Below are 20,800 nucleotides of genomic sequence, written 5' to 3'. Positions count from 1 at the left end.
TTATATTTTGAACGTTAAAACCGGTTTTACAGCGTGATTTACTAAGTCTTCACTGATACTTCCGTTGAAAAAGTGCGAAAGGCCTTTGCGTCCGTGTGTGCACATTCCAATCAAATCGGCATCAATACTGTTGGCAAAATTCAAGATTCCTTTTTCAACATTGGCATCATTAAAGATGTGTGTTGAATACTTATTAACTTGAAATTGTGCAACAAACTTATCCATAATTTCTTGTGCCACTAATGTTGATTTGAAGCTATTAGGTGTATTAATCATTACTAAATTTAACTCTGCATCAAATTTATTTGCGGCTTCAACTACTTTTGCAAAAGGTTTTTTTACTTCATCTGCAAAGTCAGAGGCAAAAACAAATTTATTGATATTGAAATCAGGTATTTCTTTCTTAATGATCAACACTGGAACTTCGGAATGACGAACAACTTTTTCTGCATTAGAGCCAATGAACATATCCTTAAATCCGCTAGCACCATGAGAACCCATTACAATCAAATCAACATCGTTTTTTTTGCTTAGGTTGATAATTCCGTCAAATGCTAATTCAAATTGAATTATTTCTGAAACTTTTAAACCGTCTAAATAGGGTGCATCCATTAAGCTCTCTAGTTTATTAATGGCAGCATTTTTAAAAAACATTAGTTCAGGAATAGCATGTCCGCTATTTACAGCGTCGCCGGATTGATGTGGTAACTCTAACATGTGAAGCAAAATAATTTCACCATCATGTTTTCTTGCGATCTGAGCCGCTACTTTAAGAGCATATTCTGCATGTTGAGAAAAATCGGTTGGAATTAAAATTTTTTTCATAAAAAAGTCGTGTAAAATAGATTGGTTTTTTAGGTTGTTTGAAAAGATAAAGGTACAAATATTTTTATGATTTTACAATGAATTTTCAATTATAAAAAAAATCACTATATTTGCACCGTTATTTGATTAAAAAGTAAATAATGAGGCACGCAATGCGTGCCTCTTTTTATAAAAATATGACATTTAAAGATAAAGTAGTTTCCTTATTAAATCAAGGTTTGTCTGAAAAGCCATCGGTGTTTTTGATTGATTTAACCATTACCGAAAGTATGAAAATTATCGTAACTTTGGATGGTGATCAGGGTGTTACGCTCCAAGATTGTATTGATATTAGTAGAACTCTAGAGCATAATTTGGATCGTGAAGAGCAGGATTTTTCGCTTGAAGTGGCTTCAGCTGGAGTTTCAACACCGCTGAAATTAGTGAGACAATATAAAAAAAATATAGGAAGAGTACTAAAAGTTAAAACAGCAACAGATATAATTGAAGCCGTTTTATCTGAGGCAAACGAAGAATTTATTACCTTAACTTGGACAGCAAGAGAGCCTAAGAAGATTGGTAAAGGAAAGGAAACGGTAGAAAAAAAATTAGCACTACCTTATTCAGAAATAAAAGAAGCAATTGTGACCATAACATTTTAAAAATATTAAGTAGATTTAGCATGGAAAATATAGCGTTAATTGAATCATTTTCAGAGTTTAAAGACGATAAATTAATTGATCGTGTGACCCTCATGGCCATTTTAGAAGATGTTTTTAGAAATGCCTTGAAGAAGAAATATGGTTCAGATGACAATTTCGATATTATTATCAATCCTGACAAAGGAGATATGGAAATATGGCGAAATCGTGTGGTGGTAGCAGATGGAGAGGTGGAAGACGAAAATTCAGAGATTTCATTGTCAGAAGCCAGAAAAATTGAACCTGATTTTGAAGTAGGTGAAGATGTTTCCGAAGAAGTGAAATTAATCGATTTGGGTAGAAGAGCTATTTTAGCACTTCGTCAAAACTTAATTTCTAAAATACACGAACACGACAGTACAAATCTTTACAAACAATTTAAAGATTTAATAGGTGAAATTTATACAGCAGAAGTGCACCACGTTCGTCCAAGAGTTGTAATTTTGGTGGATGATGACGGAAACGAAATCGTTTTGCCAAAAGAAAAGCAAATTCCATCCGACTTTTTCCGTAAAGGAGATAATGTTCGTGGAATTATTGAAAATGTGGAATTGAAAGGAAATAAGCCTCAAATTATCATGTCAAGAACTTCTGAAAAGTTTTTGGAGAAATTATTTGAACAAGAAATTCCTGAAATTTTTGACGGATTAATCATGATTAAAAAAGTGGTACGAATTCCGGGAGAAAAAGCAAAAGTGGCAGTAGATTCATATGATGACAGAATTGATCCGGTGGGAGCTTGTGTTGGGATGAAAGGTTCAAGAATTCATGGAATCGTTCGTGAATTAGGCAATGAAAACATTGATGTCATCAATTATACAAGTAATAATCAATTGTTTATTACAAGAGCATTAAGTCCGGCAAAAGTTTCATCGATTAAAATTGATGAAGATAAAAAAAGAGCTGAGGTGTTTTTGAAATTAGAAGAAGTTTCAAAAGCAATTGGACGTGGCGGACACAATATTAAATTAGCAGGTTTATTAACCGGTTATGAATTAGATGTTATCCGTGAAGGAAACGTAGCTGAAGAAGAAGATGATGTTGAATTAACAGAGTTCTCCGACGAAATCGACGGATGGGTAATCGACGAATTTGCAAAAATTGGTTTAGATACGGCAAGAAGCGTATTGAAACATTCAATTGAAGATTTAGTTAGAAGAACAGATTTAGAAGAAGAAACAGTTCAGGATGTGATGCGAATTTTAAAATCTGAATTTGAAGGATAAACTTCACAAAAACGAACACACACTAAAAAAAATATATGTCTGAAGAAAAGAACATAAGAATTAATAAAGTTTTAAGGGAATTAAATATTTCTTTGGAGAGAGCTGTCGATTATTTAAAAGACAAAGGAGTTTCTATTGAAGCTAGTCCAAACACAAAAATCTCTGAAAGTGAATATTCAATTCTTTGTAATGAATTTGCCGGCGACAAAGGAAATAAAGAAGCTTCTAAGGAAGTAAGTGAAGAAAAACGAAAAGAAAAAGAAGCCCTCCGGATAGAAAGAGAAAAAGAATTGGAGTTGCAGAAAAAGCAGGAAGAAGAGCTTTTGAAACAGCAACAGGAAGTGATTAAAGCCAAAGCAAATGTATCAGGACCAAAACAAGTGGGTAAAATTGATTTAGAGCCCAAAAAACAACCTGTTCAGGAAGCTGAAAAAGTTGCAGAAGTTAAGTCTGAACCTGTACAAGAACCTGTAAAAGTGGACGAACCTGTTCAGGAAAAACCAGTTGTAGAAGACAAACCAAAAGTTACTCCTGAAAAAATTGACACAAAACCGGTTGTCCAAAAAGCGGAAGAAACCAAGAAACCGGCTATTACGCCAAATTCTGCTGTTCCGGGTGATGAAAAATTTGAAACCCAATATCAAAAGCTATCAGGAGCTACCATAACGGGACAAAAAATTGATCTGTCTCAATTTGATAAGCCAAAAAAGAAAAAGGAAGAACCAAAAATTCAACCTCGATCGGCCACACAAGCTGCGGGTTCAAACGATCCAAACAAAAATAAAAGAAAAAGAATTCAATCTAAACCCGGAGCACCGGGAGGACAAAATTCCGGTAATACACAAGGTGGTCCACCTCGTCCGGGTCAAGCAATTCGACCGGGATTCAATAAGGGTGCTCGCCCGGCTATTGTAGCCAAAGTGGAGCCAACGGAAGAGGAAGTTCAAAAACAAATCCGTGAAACCTTAGAAAAACTCCAAGGAAAAGGAAATAAAAGTAAAGCGGCAAAATACCGTCGAGATAAAAGAGATTCACACCGTCAACGTTCGGATGAAGAGTTAAAAGCAATCGAAGAAGGAAGCAAAACCATCAAAGTAACCGAGTTTGTTACGGTGGGTGAAATTGCAACCATGATGGATGTGCCAATTACAAAAGTTATCGGAACTTGTATGTCTTTGGGAATCATGGTAACCATGAACCAACGTTTAGATGCTGAAACACTATCAATTGTTGCAGACGAGTTTGGCTACGAAGTAGAGTTCATAACCACAGACATCGAAGATGCTATTGAGGTAGTGGAAGACAGAGATGAAGATTTGGTACACAGAGCTCCAATCGTTACTGTAATGGGTCACGTTGACCATGGTAAAACCTCTTTACTGGATTACATTCGTAAAGCCAACGTAATTGCAGGTGAATCAGGAGGAATTACACAACATATCGGTGCTTACGGAGTGACACTTGAAAATGGTCAAAAAATTGCTTTTCTTGATACACCGGGTCACGAAGCGTTTACCGCTATGCGTGCTCGTGGTGCTCAGTTAACGGACATTGCGATTATTGTAATTGCGGCGGATGATGACATCATGCCACAAACCAAGGAAGCAATCAGTCATGCTCAAGCAGCAGGTGTTCCTATGATTTTTGCTATTAATAAAGTAGATAAGCCAAATGCTAATCCGGAGAAAATTAAAGAAAGATTAGCCGGAATGAATTTATTGGTCGAAGATTGGGGTGGAAAAATTCAATCGCACGACATTTCTGCAAAAATGGGAATTGGTGTAAAAGAATTACTTGAAAAAGTTTTATTAGAAGCTGAATTGTTAGATTTAAAGGCAAATCCAAATAAACCTGCTGTAGGAACTGTAGTAGAAGCCTATTTAGATAAAGGAAAAGGATATATTTCAACGGTTTTGGTGCAAGCCGGAACGGTGAAAATTGGAGATTATGTATTGGCAGGTAAAAATCATGGTAAAGTGAAAGCAATGCATGATGAACGTGGCAATAACATTAAAGAAGCAGGTCCTTCAACACCGATTTCAATTTTGGGACTAGATGGTGCTCCAACTGCCGGTGATAAATTCAATGTGTTTGAAGACGAACGAGAAGCAAAACAAATTGCTGCAAAACGTTCACAATTGATGCGTGAGCAATCGGTTCGAACTCAAAAACACATTACATTGGCTGAAATTGGAAGACGTATTGCTTTAGGCCAGTTTAAAGAGTTGAATATTATTTTGAAAGGTGACGTGGATGGTTCTGTAGAAGCTCTTTCAGATTCCTTCTCAAAATTATCAACAGAAGAAATTCAAATCAAAATTATTCACAAAGGTGTTGGTGCAATTACCGAATCCGATGTATTGTTAGCTTCCGCTTCCGATGCCATCATTATTGGATTTAATGTTCGTCCTGCCGGAAATGCTAAACAATTAGCTGATAAAGAAGAAATTGACATCAAAACATATTCAATTATCTACGATGCAATTGACGATTTGAAAGATGCAATGGAAGGAATGTTGTCTCCTGAATTGAAAGAAGAAATTTCAGGAACAGCGGAAATTAGAGAAACATTTAAAATTTCAAAAATTGGAACTATTGCAGGATGTATGGTGATTGATGGAAAAATCATTAGAAGTTCGAAAATTAGATTAATCAGGGAAGGTGTTGTAATCTACACTGGAGATTTGGTAGCTCTTAAACGTTTCAAAGACGACGTGAAAGAAGTTTCTAAAGGATATGATTGTGGTATGCAAATTAAAGGCTACAACGACATTGAAATAGGCGATTTAATCGAATCATTCAGCCAAGTAGAAGTTAAGAAAAAACTGAAATAAGAAGTATAAAAAAATCCCGAGTAATCGGGATTTTTTGTTTTATGTAATGACGGTTATTTATTCGGTTTGATTAAAAAAGCATTCGGATATTTTGTTTTCAATTCTTTTAAATTTCTCTCCGCTTCAATTCTGGTTTTATAATTTCCCACCCAAACTTTATATACAGGGGTATGAAAAACTATCGTTGCATCAAAGTCCTTATTTTCTCTTTTGAATGCAATCAGCTCTTTTTTTGAGTTTTCATTATTACCGGTAAAAATTTGAATTTTCCATCGATCATTCACCGTCAATGAAGCATTAACCTTCCTTTTTTCATTTAACAACTGTTCGAATTTTGCATCTTGTTCCACTGTCGTAGTTTGTGCGAAAATTTCATAATTTGTAAATAATAAAACAAGTAAAATCAGGGAGTAAAACAGTTTTTTTTGTTCTTTTGATAACATAATGAATTGATTTTAATGCAAATGTAATGGTTATGAAATAAAACAAAACAATAAATATTATTTAGAATAAATATAAATTACTATTTAAGGCTATTTTAAGGTTTTGAGAATAGTTCATAAGTCGTATTTTTGTCGGAGTTTAAAATAAAATCTACGTTTTGTTGTGAACTATAGAAAAAATCATACCAAAAATTAGTCGACAAATTATATTCTAATATATGAAAAAGGTGGGTAACCCTAATTCGATTTCAAGAGTTCTACTGTTCAGTTTAGCTTTCGTGCTAACTTTTTCTATTCAAATTTTTGCTCAAGAAGCCGCTGCTCCAGCTGCTGAACCTGCCGCTGCTGCTGCTCCCGTTGCTGCTCCTGCTTCAGGTGATGCCGCCGCCGGAAAAGCATTGTTCAATGCTCAGTGTGCTGCCTGTCACAAATTAGATGCAAAAATGACCGGTCCTGCGTTGCGTGGGGTGGGTGATAAGTATGAAAAGGAATGGTTGTATAAATGGATTCGTAACAGTGCCGATTTAATTAAATCCGGAGACGAAAGAGCTAATAAGATTTTTAACGAGTTCAACCAGTCGCCAATGACGGCTTTTCCTCAATTGTCTGATGCAGATATTGATAATATCATCGCTTATACAATGGAGCCTGTTGTCGTTCAAACTCCCAAAGATCCGGTTCCTGATGGTGAAGTTGCACAATCAGGTGGGATTTCTAATGAAGTAATCCTTGGTGCTCTTGCGTTAGTTTTAGCCATGTTAGTGGTTATGCTTTTCTTGGTTAACAATGTTTTATCAAAAATTGCAAAAGCTAATGGTATTGAAGTAGTAAAAAGTGAAAAATCGTTACCAATTTGGAAAGCTTTTGCTAAAAATCAATTCTTAGTTCTGGTAACTGTAATTTTCCTTTTGTTATCAAGTGCCTATTTTGCTTACGGATGGTTTATGCAGATTGGTGTGGACCAAAACTACGAACCGATCCAACCGATTCATTATTCCCACAGAATTCATGCCGGTGACAACGGTATTGATTGTAAATATTGTCACTCCTCAGCAAGAGAGAGTAAGCATTCTGGGATTCCTTCCTTAAATGTTTGTATGAACTGTCATAAAAATATTTCTGAGGTTGCTGAATCTACTTTGGCAGAAGGAAAAGAATATGGGGTTGATTACAACGAAGAAATTCAAAAATTGTACGATGCTGTAGGTTGGGATAAAGCCAATCAAAAATATACTGGGAAAACACAACCTGTAAAATGGGTGCGTATTCACAACTTACCTGACTTGGTTTATTTTAACCACGCTCAACACGTTACCGTAGGCGGAATTGAATGCCAAACCTGTCACGGTCCTGTTGAAGAGTATGAGTATCAAAAACAATTCGCTCCGTTAACTATGGGATGGTGTATAAACTGTCACAGAGAAACCGATGTGAAATTACAAGATAATGATTACTACAAAAAGATTCACGAAGAACTTTCTAAAAAATATGGTGTAGACAAATTAACGGCTGCACAAATGGGAGGTTTAGAATGTGGAAAATGTCACTATTAATTAATTAAGAAGCTAATATATATACAGTATGTCATCAAACAAAAAATACTGGAAAAGTGTTGAAGAGCTAAGCGATAACAGTTCTATTGTTGAGACGTTAAGAAACAATGAATTCGTGGATCCAATTCCAACGGATGAGTTTTTGGGAGATAAAGACAGTTTGTCTAATTCTTCTACTTCAAGACGTGATTTCTTAAAATACGTTGGTTTTAGCACAGCTGCCGCTTCATTGGCTGCCTGTGAAGGACCGGTTATCAAATCAATTCCTTATGTGGTGCAACCGGAGCAAATTATTCCTGGTATCGCAGATTATTATGCCACAACCATGTTTGACGGTTTTGACTTTGCTAATATTTTGGTAAAAACTCGCGAAGGCCGTCCGATTAAAATAGAAAACAATACCATTGAAGGGGCTACTTTTAGTGCAAATGCTCGTGTTCATGCTTCGGTTTTGTCGATGTATGACAACATGCGTTTGAAGCAACCTAAATTGAACCAAAAGGATACCTCTTGGTCAGAAGTTGATGCTAAAGTAAAAGCTAGTTTGGCTGATGCAAAAGCAACCGGCGGTCAAGTTGTTCTTTTAACCGGAACATTAGCAAGTCCTTCTACTGATAAATTAATTGGAGAATTTATAACAAATAATCCGTCAGCAAAACATGTAATCTATGATGCTGTTTCTTCTTCAGAAGCATTAGATGCTTTTGAAGCGGTTTATGGAGAAAGAGCTTTAGCAGAATATGATTTTGCAAAAGCATCAACCATTGTTTCCGTTGGAGCAGATTTCTTAGGTGATTGGCAAGGTGGTGGTTATGATAAAGGATATGCCCAAGGAAGAGTTCCAAAGCAAGGAAAAATGTCAAAACATGTTCAATTAGAAGCGAATATGACATTGTCCGGGGCTGCAGCTGATAGAAGAATTCCAATGTCTACGGCAGAACAAAAATTAGCTTTAGTTAAAATTTTCAGTATAGTTACTGGAACTCCTGTTTCAGTTGGGAAATTAGCAAACGAAGCAGAAATTGTAAAAATTGCAGAACAATTAAATCAATCGGGTGCTAAAGGTGTTTTAGTTTCCGGTATCGATGATAAAAATGCACAGTTGTTAGTATTGGCTATCAATGCAAAATTAAACAGCGAAGCATTTAATCCAAACCAAACACGTCAAATTAGAAAAGGTTCTAACCAAGCAGTAGCTCAATTGACAGCTGATTTGAATGGTGGAAAGGTACACACACTTATCATGAGTGGTGTTAATCCGGTTTATACGTTAGCAGATGGAAAAGCATTTGCTGATGGTTTGAAAAAAGCTAAACTTTCAGTAGCAATCTCTTTAAAAGAAGACGAAACAGCTTCTTTAACAACGATTGCCGCTCCTGCTCCACATTATTTAGAAAGCTGGGGAGATGTTCAAATTATCAAAGGAACGTTTGGTGTTACTCAACCAACCATTCGTCCGTTGTTCAATTCTCGTCAATTACAAGATAATTTATTGGTTTGGAACGGAAGTGATAAAACCTATTATGATTTCTTAAAAGAAACATGGTCAACAGGAATTTTAACTGAAAAAACTTGGAATCAAGCTATTCATGATGGAATTTTTGTGTCTGCTACAGCACCTACAAATGTTGCAGGAACTGCAGATTTTTCTTCGGCAGCTTCAGCCTTAGCTCAAGCAAAACCAAGTCCATTCGAATTAAATTTATATACCAAAACAGGAATGGGAGACGGGCAACAAGCCAATAACCCATGGTTACAAGAATTTCCGGATCCAATTACCAGAGTATCTTGGGACAACTATTTAACTATTTCCAAAGCGGATGCAGAAAAATTAGGAATTGAAAACGAAATTGTTGCCAATGGTGGTCTTAACGGAAGCTATGTAACGATAACAGTTGGAAATACAAAACTTGAAAAAGTTCCTGTAATCATTCAGCCTGGTCAAGCCAAAGGAACAGTTGGTTTAGCTCTAGGATATGGTAAAAAAGTAGCTTTAAAAGAGGCTATGCAAGTGGGAGTCAATGCCTATTCTTTATACAAAGGATTTAATGCAACGCAACCTGTATCAATTGCTTTAGAAAGTGGAGCTCATGAATTTGCTTCAGTTCAATCACAAAAAACATTGATGGGTCGTGGTGATATTATCAAAGAAACCACGTTAACCATTTTCAATACTGAAAAAGACGCGAAGAAGTGGAATCCACCACCAATGGTTTCCATCGATCACAAACCAATCGAAGCTACAAAAGTAGATTTATGGGATAGTTTTGATAGATCTGTTGGGCATCACTTCAACTTGTCAATTGATTTAAATTCTTGTACCGGTTGTGGAGCTTGTGTAATCGCTTGTCATGCTGAAAATAACGTTCCCGTAGTTGGAAAATCAGAAGTAAGAAGAAGTAGAGATATGCACTGGTTGCGTATTGATAGATATTATTCTTCGGAAGATACCTTTGCAGCGGATGTAAAGAGAAAAGAAGAATTCGACGGATTATTTGGAGAAAAAGGTTCTCTTGGCGGATTTGGTGAAATGGAAAGTCCTGCGGAAAATCCTCAAGTAGCATTCCAACCTGTTATGTGTCAACATTGTAACCATGCTCCATGTGAAACAGTTTGTCCGGTTGCCGCAACTTCGCACAGCCGTCAAGGTCAAAATCACATGGCTTACAACAGATGTGTGGGTACTCGTTACTGTGCTAATAACTGTCCATATAAAGTTCGTCGTTTCAACTGGTTCTTGTATAATAAAAATAGTGAATTTGATTTCCACATGAATGACGATTTAGGTCGTATGGTATTGAATCCGGATGTAAATGTTCGTTCAAGAGGGGTTATGGAAAAATGTTCAATGTGTATTCAAATGACACAAGCTACTATCTTAAAAGCGAAAAAAGAAGGTCGTCCGGTAAATAAAGATGAATTCCAAACCGCTTGTTCAAATGCATGTTCAACCGGATCATTAGTATTTGGTGATGTAAATGATAAAGAAAGTGAAGTAGCCAAGTTAGTTGAAGATGATAGAATGTATCATTTGTTAGAACATGTTGGAACAAAACCAAATGTATTTTATCACGTTAAAGTTAGAAATACATAATTAAAATTTAATTAATAAGAAATACTATAAAGGATTATGTCGTCTCACTACGAAGCACCCATTAGAAAACCTTTAGTTATAGGTGATAAATCTTATCACGATGTAACAGTAGATGTCGCTGCTCCTGTTGAAGGAAGAGCAAATAAACAATGGTGGATTGTCTTTTCAATCGCATTAACTGCTTTCCTTTGGGGAGTTGGTTGTATGATTTACACCATTTCTACCGGTATCGGAACATGGGGATTAAACAAAACAGTTGGTTGGGCTTGGGATATTACTAACTTCGTTTGGTGGGTTGGTATTGGTCACGCCGGAACATTAATTTCTGCCGTACTGTTATTATTCCGTCAAAAATGGAGAATGGCCATTAACCGTTCTGCCGAAGCAATGACTATTTTCTCTGTAATGCAAGCCGGTTTGTTCCCAATTATTCACATGGGTCGTCCATGGTTAGGATATTGGGTACTTCCAATTCCTAATCAATTTGGGTCGTTATGGGTTAACTTTAACTCGCCATTGCTTTGGGACGTATTCGCAATTTCAACGTATCTTTCTGTATCATTGGTATTCTGGTGGACAGGTTTACTTCCTGACTTTGCAATGTTAAGAGACAGAGCGATAACTCCTTTTACAAAAAGAATCTATTCCGTTTTATCCTTTGGATGGAGTGGTAGAGCAAAAGATTGGCAACGTTTTGAAGAAGTATCTTTAGTTCTTGCTGGATTAGCAACTCCTCTTGTACTTTCTGTGCACACCATTGTATCCTTTGACTTTGCTACTTCGGTAATTCCGGGATGGCATACTACCATTTTCCCACCATATTTCGTTGCAGGTGCAGTATTCTCAGGATTTGCTATGGTAAACACTCTTTTGATTATCATGCGTAAAGTATCTAAATTAGAAGCGTATATCACTATTCAACATATCGAATTAATGAACATTGTAATCATGATTACAGGTTCGATTGTGGGTGTGGCCTACATTACTGAGTTGTTTGTAGCTTGGTATTCCGGAGTAGAATATGAACAATATGCTTTCTTGAACAGAGCAACCGGTCCTTATGCGTGGGCATATTGGGCGATGATGACTTGTAATGTGTTTTCTCCACAATTTATGTGGTTCAAAAAACTTAGAACGAGTATCATGTTCTCTTTCGTAATTTCGATTGTGGTAAACATTGGTATGTGGTTTGAACGTTTTGTGATTATCGTTACTTCATTACACAGAGATTACCTTCCATCATCTTGGACGATGTTCTCTCCAACATTTGTGGATATCGGAATTTTTATTGGAACAATCGGTTTCTTCTTCGTGTTGTTCCTTTTATATGCCAGATCATTCCCGGTAATTGCTCAAGCAGAAGTAAAAACCATCTTGAAATCATCTGGGGATAATTACAAAAGAAAAAGAGAAGAAGAAGGAAATCACCACAATCATTAAGATAATTAGTAGTAAGAAATTATGAGTACTAAAGTTATACAGGCACTATATAATGATGATGACATCCTAATGGATGCTGTGAAAGAGACTCGCAAAGCTCATCATCATATTGAAGAGGTTTATACTCCTTTTCCGGTTCACGGATTGGATAAAGCGATGGGATTAGCACCAACAAGAATTGCTATTGCTTCGTTTTTATATGGTTGTGTTGGTTTATCATTGGCAACTTGGATGATGAATTTTATCATGATTCAGGATTGGCCACAAGATATTGGAGGAAAACCAAGTTTTAGTTATATCGAAAATATGCCGGCTTTTGTGCCAATCATGTTTGAGTTAACCGTTTTCTTTGCCGCTCACTTAATGGTGATTACTTTTTACATGAGAAGTAAATTATGGCCATTTAAAGCTGCAGAAAATCCGGATGTAAGAACTACTGACGACCACTTTTTAATGGAAGTTGCCGTTCATAATAACGAAGAAGAACTTTCTGATTTTTTAAAGAAAACAGGAGCCGTAGAAATTAAAGTTGTAGAAAAGCATTAAGATAGAAATATGAAAAGCTTATTTAAATTAGCCCTATTCTTTGGATTAACCGTTTCGGTAACCTCTTGTTCTGATACTAAAAGTCCAAATTATCAATTTTTCCCGAACATGTATGAGTCTGTAGGTTATGAGACTTATGCTGAGTCTGAAGCGTTTAATGGAAAAAATCAATTGAAAGGGCAAACTGCTCAAGAGCCACCACAAGGTAGCATCAAAAGAGGTTTTGAAATTTATGAATATGAAAATTCAACGGCCGGATATGAACTTGCAAAGGCAAATTTAATGTCTCCTATCGACTCTATTACTGAAAAAGAAGCTGTAAAAGGAAAAGAATTGTATGGAATTTATTGTGCAATTTGCCACGGTGAACAAGGGAATGGGAAAGGAAAATTAGTAGAAAGAGAAAAATTCCTAGGAGTTCCAAGTTATGCGGATAGAGTAATTACTGAAGGAAGCGTTTATCACGTGATAACGTATGGATTAAATTCTATGGGTTCGCATGCTAATCAATTATCGCAACAAGAGCGTTGGTTAGTGACTGATTATGTTCTTCAGTTAAAAAGTAAATTATAAAATTATTGACAACTAGATTGTATAGATATGTATACCTTTTCAAGTAAATTAAAAGTTTTTTCCTTTGTTCTGATAATCGTCGGATTGTTGGGAATTGGATATAGTTTTATTTCTGCTCCAAAAACCACAGCCGATGTAGAAAAAATTCTTGAAGCTGAAGCTCATGGTCATCATGGTGCTCACGATGCTCATGCTCATGACGCACACGGACATGATGCGAACAGTGCAGAAGCACATGCTGAACATGAAGAACACTTAAACCATGTTTTACATCAGTTGCAAAATAAACCTTGGGCTGCATTGTATGTTGCGGCAATCTTTTTTATGTTGATTTCACTTGGGGTATTGGCTTTTTATGCTATTCAAAATGTGGCTCAGGCGGGTTGGTCGCCTGTGTTGTTTAGAGTAATGCAAGGAATCACTGCTTATTTGCCTTGGGGATCTGCTATCTTTTTTGTTTTATTGATTCTTTCAGCTTTCCATTTTAATCATTTATTTGTTTGGATGGATCCTGAATTAGTAAATCCGGATAGTCCAAAGTTCGATAAATTAATCAATGGTAAAAAAGGTTATTTAAATGAATGGTTTTGGTTGATTAGAGCTGCAGTTTTCATAATTGGATGGAATTTATATCGTTATTTCTCAAGAAAAAATTGTTTAGCTCAAGACGAAGCATCAGATAATGCTTTCTATAAAAAGAATTTCAACATTTCAGCCGGATTCTTAGTGTTCTTTATTGTAACAGAATCTATTATGTCTTGGGACTGGATTATGTCTGTTGATCCACACTGGTTTTCAACCTTATTTGGATGGTATGTATTTGCCTCTTTCTTCGTAAGTGGAATCACGGTGATTACTATGGTAACCTTATATCTTAAGTCAAAAGGATATTTAGAGCATGTTAACACAAGTCATATTCATGATTTAGCTAAATTTATGTTTGGTATTAGTGTGTTTTGGACCTACTTATGGTTCTCTCAATTCATGTTGATTTGGTATTCTAATATTCCTGAAGAGGTAACTTATTTTGTAACACGTATTGAACAATATAACTTACCATTCTTTGGAATGGTTGCCATGAACTTTATTTTTCCATTCTTAATTTTAATAAATACTGATTTCAAACGAATTACTTGGATTTTAGTAATGGCAGGAGTTGTAATTTTATTAGGACATTATGTTGATTTCTTCAACATGATTATGCCTGCAACTGTTGGTGATAGATGGTTTATTGGAATAGGAGAGATTGGTTCATTACTTTTCTTTTTAGGATTATTTATTTTAATAGTGTTTACCGCTTTAACTAAAGCACCATTATTACCAAAAAGAAATCCTTTTATCGAAGAAAGTAAACATTTTCATTATTAATATTTAAAGATTTAGACAGATGACAAGTTTGTTAGTACTAGTTGTTTTAGTTTTAGTATCAGTAGCTATATGGCAATTGACCAAGATATTTGATTTAACTCAAATTGGTGGAAATGCTGATAATTCTCAAGTAGCTAATGACAATGATAATAATGTAAATGGTTACTTAATGTTTGCTTTTTTAGTATTCATTTACCTTACTACAATTTTTTGTGTTGTCCAATATGGCCATTTCCCTTTAATGAGTAACTCTGCTTCAGAACATGGTGTAGAGGTAGACCGTTTGATGTGGATTTCCATGATTTTAATTTTCTTTGTTCAAACTATTACTCAAGCATTATTGCATTACTTCTCTTTCAAATACAGAGGGAAAAAAGGAAATTCTGCTTTGTATTTTGCTGATAACAACAAATTAGAAATGATTTGGAGTATCATTCCAGCGATAACATTAGCCGGATTAATTCTTTATGGATTATATGCATGGACTAATATTATGTTTGTGGATGAAGAAACCGAAAACCCAATGGTTGTTGAAATTTATGCCAAACAGTTTGGATGGGAAGTCCGTTATGCCGGTGAGGATAATGTATTAGGAAAAGCTAATGTTCGCTACATTGAAGGAGTAAATACTTTAGGTGTTGATTTAGCTGATCCAAATGCTCAGGATGATATTCAATCAAATGAATTGCATTTGCCAAAAGGAGTGAAAGTAGTATTTAAAATTCGTTCTCAAGACGTTTTACACTCCGCATACATGCCACACTTTAGAGCTCAAATGAATTGTGTTCCGGGTATGGTCACACAATTTGCATTTACACCGACTGTTACAACTCTTGATATGAGAAACTCTCCTGAAATGCAGGAGAAAGTAGCTACTATCAATAAAATTAGAGCTGAAAAAAGTAAACAGTTAGTTGCCGATGGAAAAGCAGCTTTAGATCCTTACACATTTGACTATTTGTTATTGTGTAATAAAATTTGTGGAAGCTCTCACTATAACATGCAAATGAAAATTGTTGTCGAAAGCAAAGAGGACTTCAAGAAATGGTTGAGTGAAAAGCAAACATTTGCCCAAGTAATTAAAGCTCAGGAACAACCTGCTCAAGAGGTTAAAACTGAAACAGATTCTACCAAAGTTGTTGTAGATTCAACTTTAGTAGCCCAAGTAGTAGAAAAAAAATAGCTATAATAAAAATTATAATTTAAGAGTATGTCAGCACACGATCACGCAAACGAACACGATCACGGACACGAGCACGAACATCACCACAAAGATACTTTCATCACAAAGTATATCTTTAGCATTGATCATAAAATGATTGCTAAGCAATACCTTATCACCGGTTTGATTATGGGTATTATAGGTGTGGGAATGTCATTATTGTTCAGAATGCAATTGGCATGGCCGGAAGAATCTTTTAAAATTTTCAACGTATTGCTTGGTGATAATTTTGCACCGGAAGGGGTAATGCGTAACGACATTTATCTAGCTTTAGTTACAATTCACGGAACCATCATGGTGTTCTTTGTATTGACCGCTGGTTTAAGTGGTACTTTTAGTAATCTTTTGATTCCATTGCAAATTGGAGCGAGAGATATGGCATCCGGTTTTATGAATATGATTTCCTATTGGTTATTCTTCTTGTCAAGTGTAATCATGGTTGTATCATTATTTGTAGAATCTGGACCTGCCTCTGCGGGTTGGACGATTTATCCTCCATTAAGTGCACTTCCTCAAGCTATTCCGGGTTCAGGAACAGGGATGACTTTATGGTTGGTGTCGATGGCAATTTTCATTGCTTCATCCTTGATGGGATCGCTTAACTATGTGGTTACCGTTATCAATTTAAGAACCAAAGGAATGTCGATGACAAGATTGCCTTTAACTATTTGGGCTTTCTTTATCACTGCAATCATTGGTATTGTATCTTTCCCTGTACTTCTATCCGCTGCATTGTTGTTGATTTTTGACAGAAGCTTTGGAACTTCATTTTTCTTATCTGATATTTTCATTGCAGGTGAAGTTTTGCATTACCAAGGAGGTTCACCAGTATTATTTGAACACTTATTTTGGTTTTTAGGACACCCTGAAGTTTACATCGTATTACTACCGGCTTTAGGTATCACTTCTGAAATTATAGCAACCAATGCTCGTAAACCGATTTTTGGTTACCGTGCCATGATTGCTTCAATTATTGCAATCGCCTTCCTTTCAACAATAGTTTGGGGTCATCACATGTTCGTATCCGGTATGAATCCATTCTTAGGTTCCGTGTTTACCTTTACAACATTATTAATTGCGATTCCTTCAGCAGTAAAAGCATTTAACTATATTACTACGCTTTGGAAAGGAAATCTTCAATTAAACCCTGCTATGTTATTCTCTATTGGATTAGTTTCTACATTCATTACAGGAGGTTTAACTGGTATCATTTTAGGAGATAGTACACTTGATATTAACGTTCACGATACTTATTTTGTTGTGGCTCACTTCCATTTAGTAATGGGTATTTCTGCTCTTTATGGTATGTTTGCCGGAATCTATCATTGGTTCCCAAGAATGTTCGGAAGAATGTTGAACAAGAATTTAGGTTATGTTCACTTCTGGGTTACTGCTGTTTGTGCGTACGGGGTTTTCTTCCCAATGCACTTCATCGGCATGGCAGGTTTACCAAGACGTTATTATACCAATACAGCTTTTCCATTGTTCGATGATTTGCAAAATGTAAATGTTATCATTACTATGTTTGCTTTGGTGGGTGGTGCTTTCCAGTTAGTATTCATTTGGAATTTCTTCCACAGCATGTTCTACGGTAAAAAGTCAGAAATGAATCCTTGGAAGTCAAACACGTTAGAATGGACTGCACCGGTAGAGCACATGCACGGAAACTGGCCTGGTGCTATTCCTGAAGTTCACAGATGGCCTTATGATTACAGTAAACCTGGTCATGATAGCGATTTCGTACCGCAAACTGTTCCAATGGGACCAGACGAAGAACAATTACATCACTAATACATTATTAATTCATATTTTAAAGAGTCCTTTCATTTTTTTGAAAGGGCTTTTTTATTTATCTTTATTCATCAAAATTTAGTGGTATGGAAACAGAAAAAGAATATTCTAATGGAGAAGTAACGATTGTTTGGAAAGCACATTTATGTACTCATTCTGCCAATTGTGCAAAAGGATTACCGGAAGTTTTTAAACCAAAAGAAAAACCATGGATTCATCCGCATTCTGCTTCAACTGATCAAATTATTGAACAAGTTAGAAAATGCCCTTCTGGAGCATTATCGTTTTACCTAAATAAAGAAGAATAATATGGCGGATAAATATGAATCATCAGAATTAGTAAAAAACGAAGAAAAAAAACGATTTGAACTTCATGTAGATACTCATTTTGCTTTTATTGAATATATTTTAACAAATCAAAATGTGATGTATTTAACACATACTGAAGTACCGCAAGCACTAGAAGGAAATGGAGTTGGCGGAAGCATTGTATTCAAGGCGTTAAATTATATCAAATCCAATCATTTTACCTTAGCACCGCTTTGTCCTTTTGTAGCTGCGTATGTAAAACGTCATCCTGAATGGAAAGAAATTTTAGCTTCGGGTTATCATGTTTAACAATTTCTTTTTCTAGAAGAACTTTACCCTATCTTTGCTTTTATGAATGAATATTTAGACCCCACCAACAAAGGTTTTAATCCTGAAGAACTTGATATTGAAAAAAAGTTAAGACCTCTTTCCTTTGATGATTTTTCTGGACAAGACCAAGTTTTAGAAAATTTAAAAGTATTTGTGGAAGCCGCTAATCAAAGAGAAGAGGCTTTAGACCATACCCTTTTTCATGGTCCACCCGGATTAGGAAAAACAACATTAGCGAATATTTTAGCGAATGAATTAGGTGTTGGTATCAAAATTACCTCCGGACCAGTGTTGGATAAACCGGGAGACTTAGCTGGATTACTAACAAACTTGGAAGACCGGGATGTTCTTTTTATTGATGAAATTCACCGTCTGAGTCCAATAGTTGAAGAGTATTTGTATTCTGCGATGGAGGACTTCAAAATTGACATTATGATCGAGTCAGGACCTAACGCAAGAACGGTTCAGATTAATCTCAATCCATTTACATTAGTTGGAGCAACCACTCGTTCAGGTTTGCTTACTGCTCCAATGCGGGCTCGTTTCGGAATACAAAGCCGATTGCAATATTACAATACGGAATTGTTAACCACAATTGTACAACGAAGTGCTTCTATTCTAAAAGTTCCAATTTCTATGGAAGCCGCCATAGAAATTGCAGGAAGAAGTAGAGGTACTCCTCGTATTGCCAACGCACTATTACGAAGAGTTCGTGACTTTGCCCAAATAAAAGGCAATGGAAAAATCGATATTGAAATCGCTAGATATGCTTTGAAAGCTTTAAATGTTGATGCCCACGGTTTGGATGAAATGGATAACAAAATCCTTACAACCATAATTGATAAATTCAAAGGCGGTCCTGTTGGATTATCAACTTTAGCAACCGCTGTTTCAGAAAGTGGTGAAACCATCGAAGAAGTTTATGAGCCATTCTTAATTCAAGAAGGATTTATCATGCGAACACCTCGTGGAAGAGAAGTGACCGAGAAAGCCTATAAACATTTGGGAAAAATCAGAAGTAATATACAAGGCGGATTATTCGAATAGCGAAAGAATATAATAAAAGTATGAGTGCATCCAGATCAATCCCTGAAGTTTCATTTTTTAAGTTTCTTAATCATGCTAACAATATTCTTAAAAATCCATTACCATTTCATGCCCTGAATTTTAAAAATTTAGGTGATATTTTTCGTTTAAATATTGGTTTCGGAAAATCAGTTTTATTTTGTAGAGATGCAGGTTTGTTACAACATGTTCTTCAAAAAAATCAAAAAAATTATACTAAATCGTATATTCAAACTAAAGATTTAGCCAGATATGTTGGTAAAGGTTTGTTAACCTCAGAGGGTGAGCATTGGCAAAAACAACGAAAATTAATTCAACCTGCTTTTCATAAAAGCCAATTGGTTCTTTTATTAAATACTGTACAACGAACAATTTTAGAGGAATTAAAAAATGTAAAGACCAATAAGCCAATCGATGTTTTTCCAATTTTTAATGATTTAGCCTTTCAAACAGTAGTTAAATCCATATTTAATATTGCCGTTTCTGAGGAAGATATTGCTTCTTTGCAACACACTACTGAAGCAACACAACAAATGTTGGTGCAGGAATTGCGTCAACCTTTTCTCGTTTGGTGGTTTAATTTATCCGGAAAATCAAAAAAGCATTTAGATTTAACCCAAAATTCCAGAACTATTCTTAGACGGTTAGTTGAAGAACGTAAGCTAAATAACAAAAAGCATGATGATTTATTAGACATGTTATTAAATGCCAGATATGACGATGGTAGCGAAATGAGCGAAAGTCAACTCGTAGATGAAATTTTAATTTTATTTGCCGCCGGCCATGAAACCACGTCAAATGCATTAACGTTTACAACCGAACTCCTTGCCAGAAATCCTGAAGCTCAATTGAAAATTTTAGATGAAATTTCAAAAGTTAAAAGTGAATCGGATGATATCATGCATTGGATAAAAAATGCAACTTACACCAAATTGGTTATCGAAGAATCAATGCGGTTATATCCACCAGCCTATTTTATTGATAGGGTAAATAATGAAGAAGATGTTTTTGAAGGAATGATTTTACCAAAAGGCTCTACGTTGTTGTTTTCAGTTTATGAAATCCATCGACATCCCAATTTTTGGAAAGACCCTGAAGACTTTATTCCGGAACGTTTTCTTGATGAGAATATAAAGTTTTCCAAAAATTATTATCCTTTTGGTGCCGGACCCAGAATGTGCATCGGTAATAACTTTGCAATGTACGAAATGATTTTAGCCATTATCGCGTTGGTTGAACAATTTGAAATTGTTGAAAAGAAAGATCCTATTCAAATAAAACCATTAATCACGTTGAAACCGCACAATGCCATTTTAGAATTCAAAAAAAGGTAATGAATACGAAGGAGAAATACTCAAATTTCATCAAACAAGAGGCCAAACGCCTTGGTTTTTTATCCTGCGGAATTTCCAAAGCTGCTTTCCTCGAAGAAGAAGCTCCCAGACTAGAAAATTGGCTTAACAAAAACATGCAGGGTCAAATGAGTTACATGGAAAACCAT

At 35.6% G+C, this 20,800-nt stretch carries 17 protein-coding genes and 1 pseudogene; 16 read left to right on the top strand and 2 right to left on the bottom strand.

Going from position 1 to position 20,800, the window contains the following annotated elements; genetic code table 11:
• Entirely contained in the window at nucleotides 1-825 is an 825-nt protein-coding gene (locus ACIQ0M_RS07305) for a universal stress protein (RefSeq protein ID WP_396151199.1), read from the bottom strand.
• A gap of 176 nt (nucleotides 826-1,001) precedes the next feature.
• Here ACIQ0M_RS07305 and rimP point away from each other — a divergent pair, with 176 nt between their 5' ends.
• From rimP to infB, 3 genes are read left to right on the top strand one after another with little or no spacing between them, the layout of a single operon-like run.
• Nucleotides 1,002-1,466 carry a ribosome assembly cofactor RimP gene (gene rimP / locus ACIQ0M_RS07300; protein ID WP_396151223.1) on the top strand — a complete coding sequence of 155 codons (465 nt, stop codon included), beginning with the start codon at nucleotides 1,002-1,004 and terminating at the stop codon, nucleotides 1,464-1,466.
• 20 nt (nucleotides 1,467-1,486) lie between these two features.
• Nucleotides 1,487-2,731, top strand: coding sequence for a transcription termination factor NusA (gene nusA / locus ACIQ0M_RS07295; RefSeq protein ID WP_396151198.1), 1,245 nt, complete (start codon nucleotides 1,487-1,489; stop codon nucleotides 2,729-2,731).
• Nucleotides 2,732-2,766: 35 nt separating this feature from the next.
• Nucleotides 2,767-5,565 carry a translation initiation factor IF-2 gene (gene infB, locus ACIQ0M_RS07290; protein ID WP_396151197.1) on the top strand — a complete coding sequence of 933 codons (2,799 nt, stop codon included), beginning with the start codon at nucleotides 2,767-2,769 and terminating at the stop codon, nucleotides 5,563-5,565.
• A gap of 53 nt (nucleotides 5,566-5,618) precedes the next feature.
• Here infB and ACIQ0M_RS07285 read toward each other — a convergent pair whose 3' ends face one another.
• Entirely contained in the window at nucleotides 5,619-6,008 is a 390-nt protein-coding gene (locus ACIQ0M_RS07285; protein ID WP_396151196.1) for an SPOR domain-containing protein, read from the bottom strand.
• A gap of 218 nt (nucleotides 6,009-6,226) precedes the next feature.
• Here ACIQ0M_RS07285 and ACIQ0M_RS07280 point away from each other — a divergent pair, with 218 nt between their 5' ends.
• The 13 genes and pseudogenes from ACIQ0M_RS07280 to ACIQ0M_RS07220 form a co-directional block, all read left to right on the top strand.
• The gene (locus ACIQ0M_RS07280; protein WP_396151195.1) at nucleotides 6,227-7,561 is read left to right on the top strand and encodes a c-type cytochrome; all 1,335 of its coding nucleotides are present in this window, start codon (nucleotides 6,227-6,229) and stop codon (nucleotides 7,559-7,561) included.
• Nucleotides 7,562-7,589: 28 nt separating this feature from the next.
• The gene (locus tag ACIQ0M_RS07275; RefSeq protein ID WP_396151194.1) at nucleotides 7,590-10,655 is read left to right on the top strand and encodes a TAT-variant-translocated molybdopterin oxidoreductase; all 3,066 of its coding nucleotides are present in this window, start codon (nucleotides 7,590-7,592) and stop codon (nucleotides 10,653-10,655) included.
• 36 nt (nucleotides 10,656-10,691) lie between these two features.
• Nucleotides 10,692-12,095 (top strand): NrfD/PsrC family molybdoenzyme membrane anchor subunit, encoded by a 1,404-nt coding sequence (gene nrfD / locus ACIQ0M_RS07270; protein WP_396151193.1) that lies wholly within the window; start codon nucleotides 10,692-10,694, stop codon nucleotides 12,093-12,095.
• 21 nt (nucleotides 12,096-12,116) lie between these two features.
• Entirely contained in the window at nucleotides 12,117-12,641 is a 525-nt protein-coding gene (locus ACIQ0M_RS07265) for a DUF3341 domain-containing protein (protein WP_396151192.1), read from the top strand.
• Nucleotides 12,642-12,650: 9 nt separating this feature from the next.
• Complete coding sequence (locus ACIQ0M_RS07260; protein ID WP_396151191.1) at nucleotides 12,651-13,214, top strand: c-type cytochrome; 564 nt, start codon at nucleotides 12,651-12,653, stop codon at nucleotides 13,212-13,214.
• A gap of 27 nt (nucleotides 13,215-13,241) precedes the next feature.
• Nucleotides 13,242-14,582: a quinol:cytochrome C oxidoreductase gene (locus tag ACIQ0M_RS07255; RefSeq protein ID WP_396151190.1), complete on the top strand. Its 1,341-nt coding sequence runs from the start codon at nucleotides 13,242-13,244 to the stop codon at nucleotides 14,580-14,582.
• Nucleotides 14,583-14,601: 19 nt separating this feature from the next.
• The gene (locus ACIQ0M_RS07250) at nucleotides 14,602-15,765 is read left to right on the top strand and encodes a cytochrome c oxidase subunit II (RefSeq protein ID WP_396151189.1); all 1,164 of its coding nucleotides are present in this window, start codon (nucleotides 14,602-14,604) and stop codon (nucleotides 15,763-15,765) included.
• Between the two features lie 27 nt (nucleotides 15,766-15,792).
• Nucleotides 15,793-17,595 carry a cbb3-type cytochrome c oxidase subunit I gene (locus ACIQ0M_RS07245; protein WP_396151188.1) on the top strand — a complete coding sequence of 601 codons (1,803 nt, stop codon included), beginning with the start codon at nucleotides 15,793-15,795 and terminating at the stop codon, nucleotides 17,593-17,595.
• Nucleotides 17,596-17,681: 86 nt separating this feature from the next.
• Nucleotides 17,682-17,903, top strand: a complete 222-nt coding sequence (locus ACIQ0M_RS07240; protein WP_396151187.1) for a (4Fe-4S)-binding protein — start codon at nucleotides 17,682-17,684, stop codon at nucleotides 17,901-17,903.
• A gap of 1 nt (nucleotide 17,904) precedes the next feature.
• Nucleotides 17,905-18,213 carry a GNAT family N-acetyltransferase gene (locus ACIQ0M_RS07235; protein ID WP_396151186.1) on the top strand — a complete coding sequence of 103 codons (309 nt, stop codon included), beginning with the start codon at nucleotides 17,905-17,907 and terminating at the stop codon, nucleotides 18,211-18,213.
• A gap of 42 nt (nucleotides 18,214-18,255) precedes the next feature.
• Nucleotides 18,256-19,281 carry a Holliday junction branch migration DNA helicase RuvB gene (gene ruvB / locus ACIQ0M_RS07230; protein WP_396151185.1) on the top strand — a complete coding sequence of 342 codons (1,026 nt, stop codon included), beginning with the start codon at nucleotides 18,256-18,258 and terminating at the stop codon, nucleotides 19,279-19,281.
• A 20-nt stretch (nucleotides 19,282-19,301) separates the two neighbouring features.
• Nucleotides 19,302-20,633, top strand: a complete 1,332-nt coding sequence (locus ACIQ0M_RS07225; protein ID WP_396151184.1) for a cytochrome P450 — start codon at nucleotides 19,302-19,304, stop codon at nucleotides 20,631-20,633.
• Nucleotides 20,633-20,800, top strand: a pseudogene (locus ACIQ0M_RS07220) (tRNA epoxyqueuosine(34) reductase QueG); the annotation flags it as partial. The gene ACIQ0M_RS07225 and the pseudogene ACIQ0M_RS07220, both read left to right, overlap by 1 nt.

It is taken from the genome of Flavobacterium sp. (assembly GCF_044339515.1).
Taxonomy (GTDB): domain Bacteria; phylum Bacteroidota; class Bacteroidia; order Flavobacteriales; family Flavobacteriaceae; genus Flavobacterium.
The sequence above is the reverse complement of the archived record's forward strand: the minus strand, read 5'-3'. Positions and strand labels throughout refer to the sequence as shown.

What these genes read in the sequence shown, in the direction of transcription:
- ACIQ0M_RS07275 (WP_396151194.1), top strand. Translation starts at nt 7,590, where the DNA reads ATGTCATCAAACAAAAAATACTGGAAAAGTGTTGAAGAGCTAAGCGAT.
- ACIQ0M_RS07235 (WP_396151186.1), top strand. Translation starts at nt 17,905, where the DNA reads ATGGCGGATAAATATGAATCATCAGAATTAGTAAAAAACGAAGAAAAA.
- nrfD (WP_396151193.1), top strand. Translation starts at nt 10,692, where the DNA reads ATGTCGTCTCACTACGAAGCACCCATTAGAAAACCTTTAGTTATAGGT.
- ACIQ0M_RS07260 (WP_396151191.1), top strand. Translation starts at nt 12,651, where the DNA reads ATGAAAAGCTTATTTAAATTAGCCCTATTCTTTGGATTAACCGTTTCG.
- ACIQ0M_RS07265 (WP_396151192.1), top strand. Translation starts at nt 12,117, where the DNA reads ATGAGTACTAAAGTTATACAGGCACTATATAATGATGATGACATCCTA.
- ACIQ0M_RS07255 (WP_396151190.1), top strand. Translation starts at nt 13,242, where the DNA reads ATGTATACCTTTTCAAGTAAATTAAAAGTTTTTTCCTTTGTTCTGATA.
- ACIQ0M_RS07240 (WP_396151187.1), top strand. Translation starts at nt 17,682, where the DNA reads ATGGAAACAGAAAAAGAATATTCTAATGGAGAAGTAACGATTGTTTGG.
- ACIQ0M_RS07250 (WP_396151189.1), top strand. Translation starts at nt 14,602, where the DNA reads ATGACAAGTTTGTTAGTACTAGTTGTTTTAGTTTTAGTATCAGTAGCT.
- ACIQ0M_RS07280 (WP_396151195.1), top strand. Translation starts at nt 6,227, where the DNA reads ATGAAAAAGGTGGGTAACCCTAATTCGATTTCAAGAGTTCTACTGTTC.
- ACIQ0M_RS07305 (WP_396151199.1), bottom strand. Translation starts at nt 825, where the DNA reads ATGAAAAAAATTTTAATTCCAACCGATTTTTCTCAACATGCAGAATAT.
- rimP (WP_396151223.1), top strand. Translation starts at nt 1,002, where the DNA reads ATGACATTTAAAGATAAAGTAGTTTCCTTATTAAATCAAGGTTTGTCT.
- ACIQ0M_RS07285 (WP_396151196.1), bottom strand. Translation starts at nt 6,008, where the DNA reads ATGTTATCAAAAGAACAAAAAAAACTGTTTTACTCCCTGATTTTACTT.
- ruvB (WP_396151185.1), top strand. Translation starts at nt 18,256, where the DNA reads ATGAATGAATATTTAGACCCCACCAACAAAGGTTTTAATCCTGAAGAA.
- ACIQ0M_RS07245 (WP_396151188.1), top strand. Translation starts at nt 15,793, where the DNA reads ATGTCAGCACACGATCACGCAAACGAACACGATCACGGACACGAGCAC.
- ACIQ0M_RS07225 (WP_396151184.1), top strand. Translation starts at nt 19,302, where the DNA reads ATGAGTGCATCCAGATCAATCCCTGAAGTTTCATTTTTTAAGTTTCTT.
- infB (WP_396151197.1), top strand. Translation starts at nt 2,767, where the DNA reads ATGTCTGAAGAAAAGAACATAAGAATTAATAAAGTTTTAAGGGAATTA.
- nusA (WP_396151198.1), top strand. Translation starts at nt 1,487, where the DNA reads ATGGAAAATATAGCGTTAATTGAATCATTTTCAGAGTTTAAAGACGAT.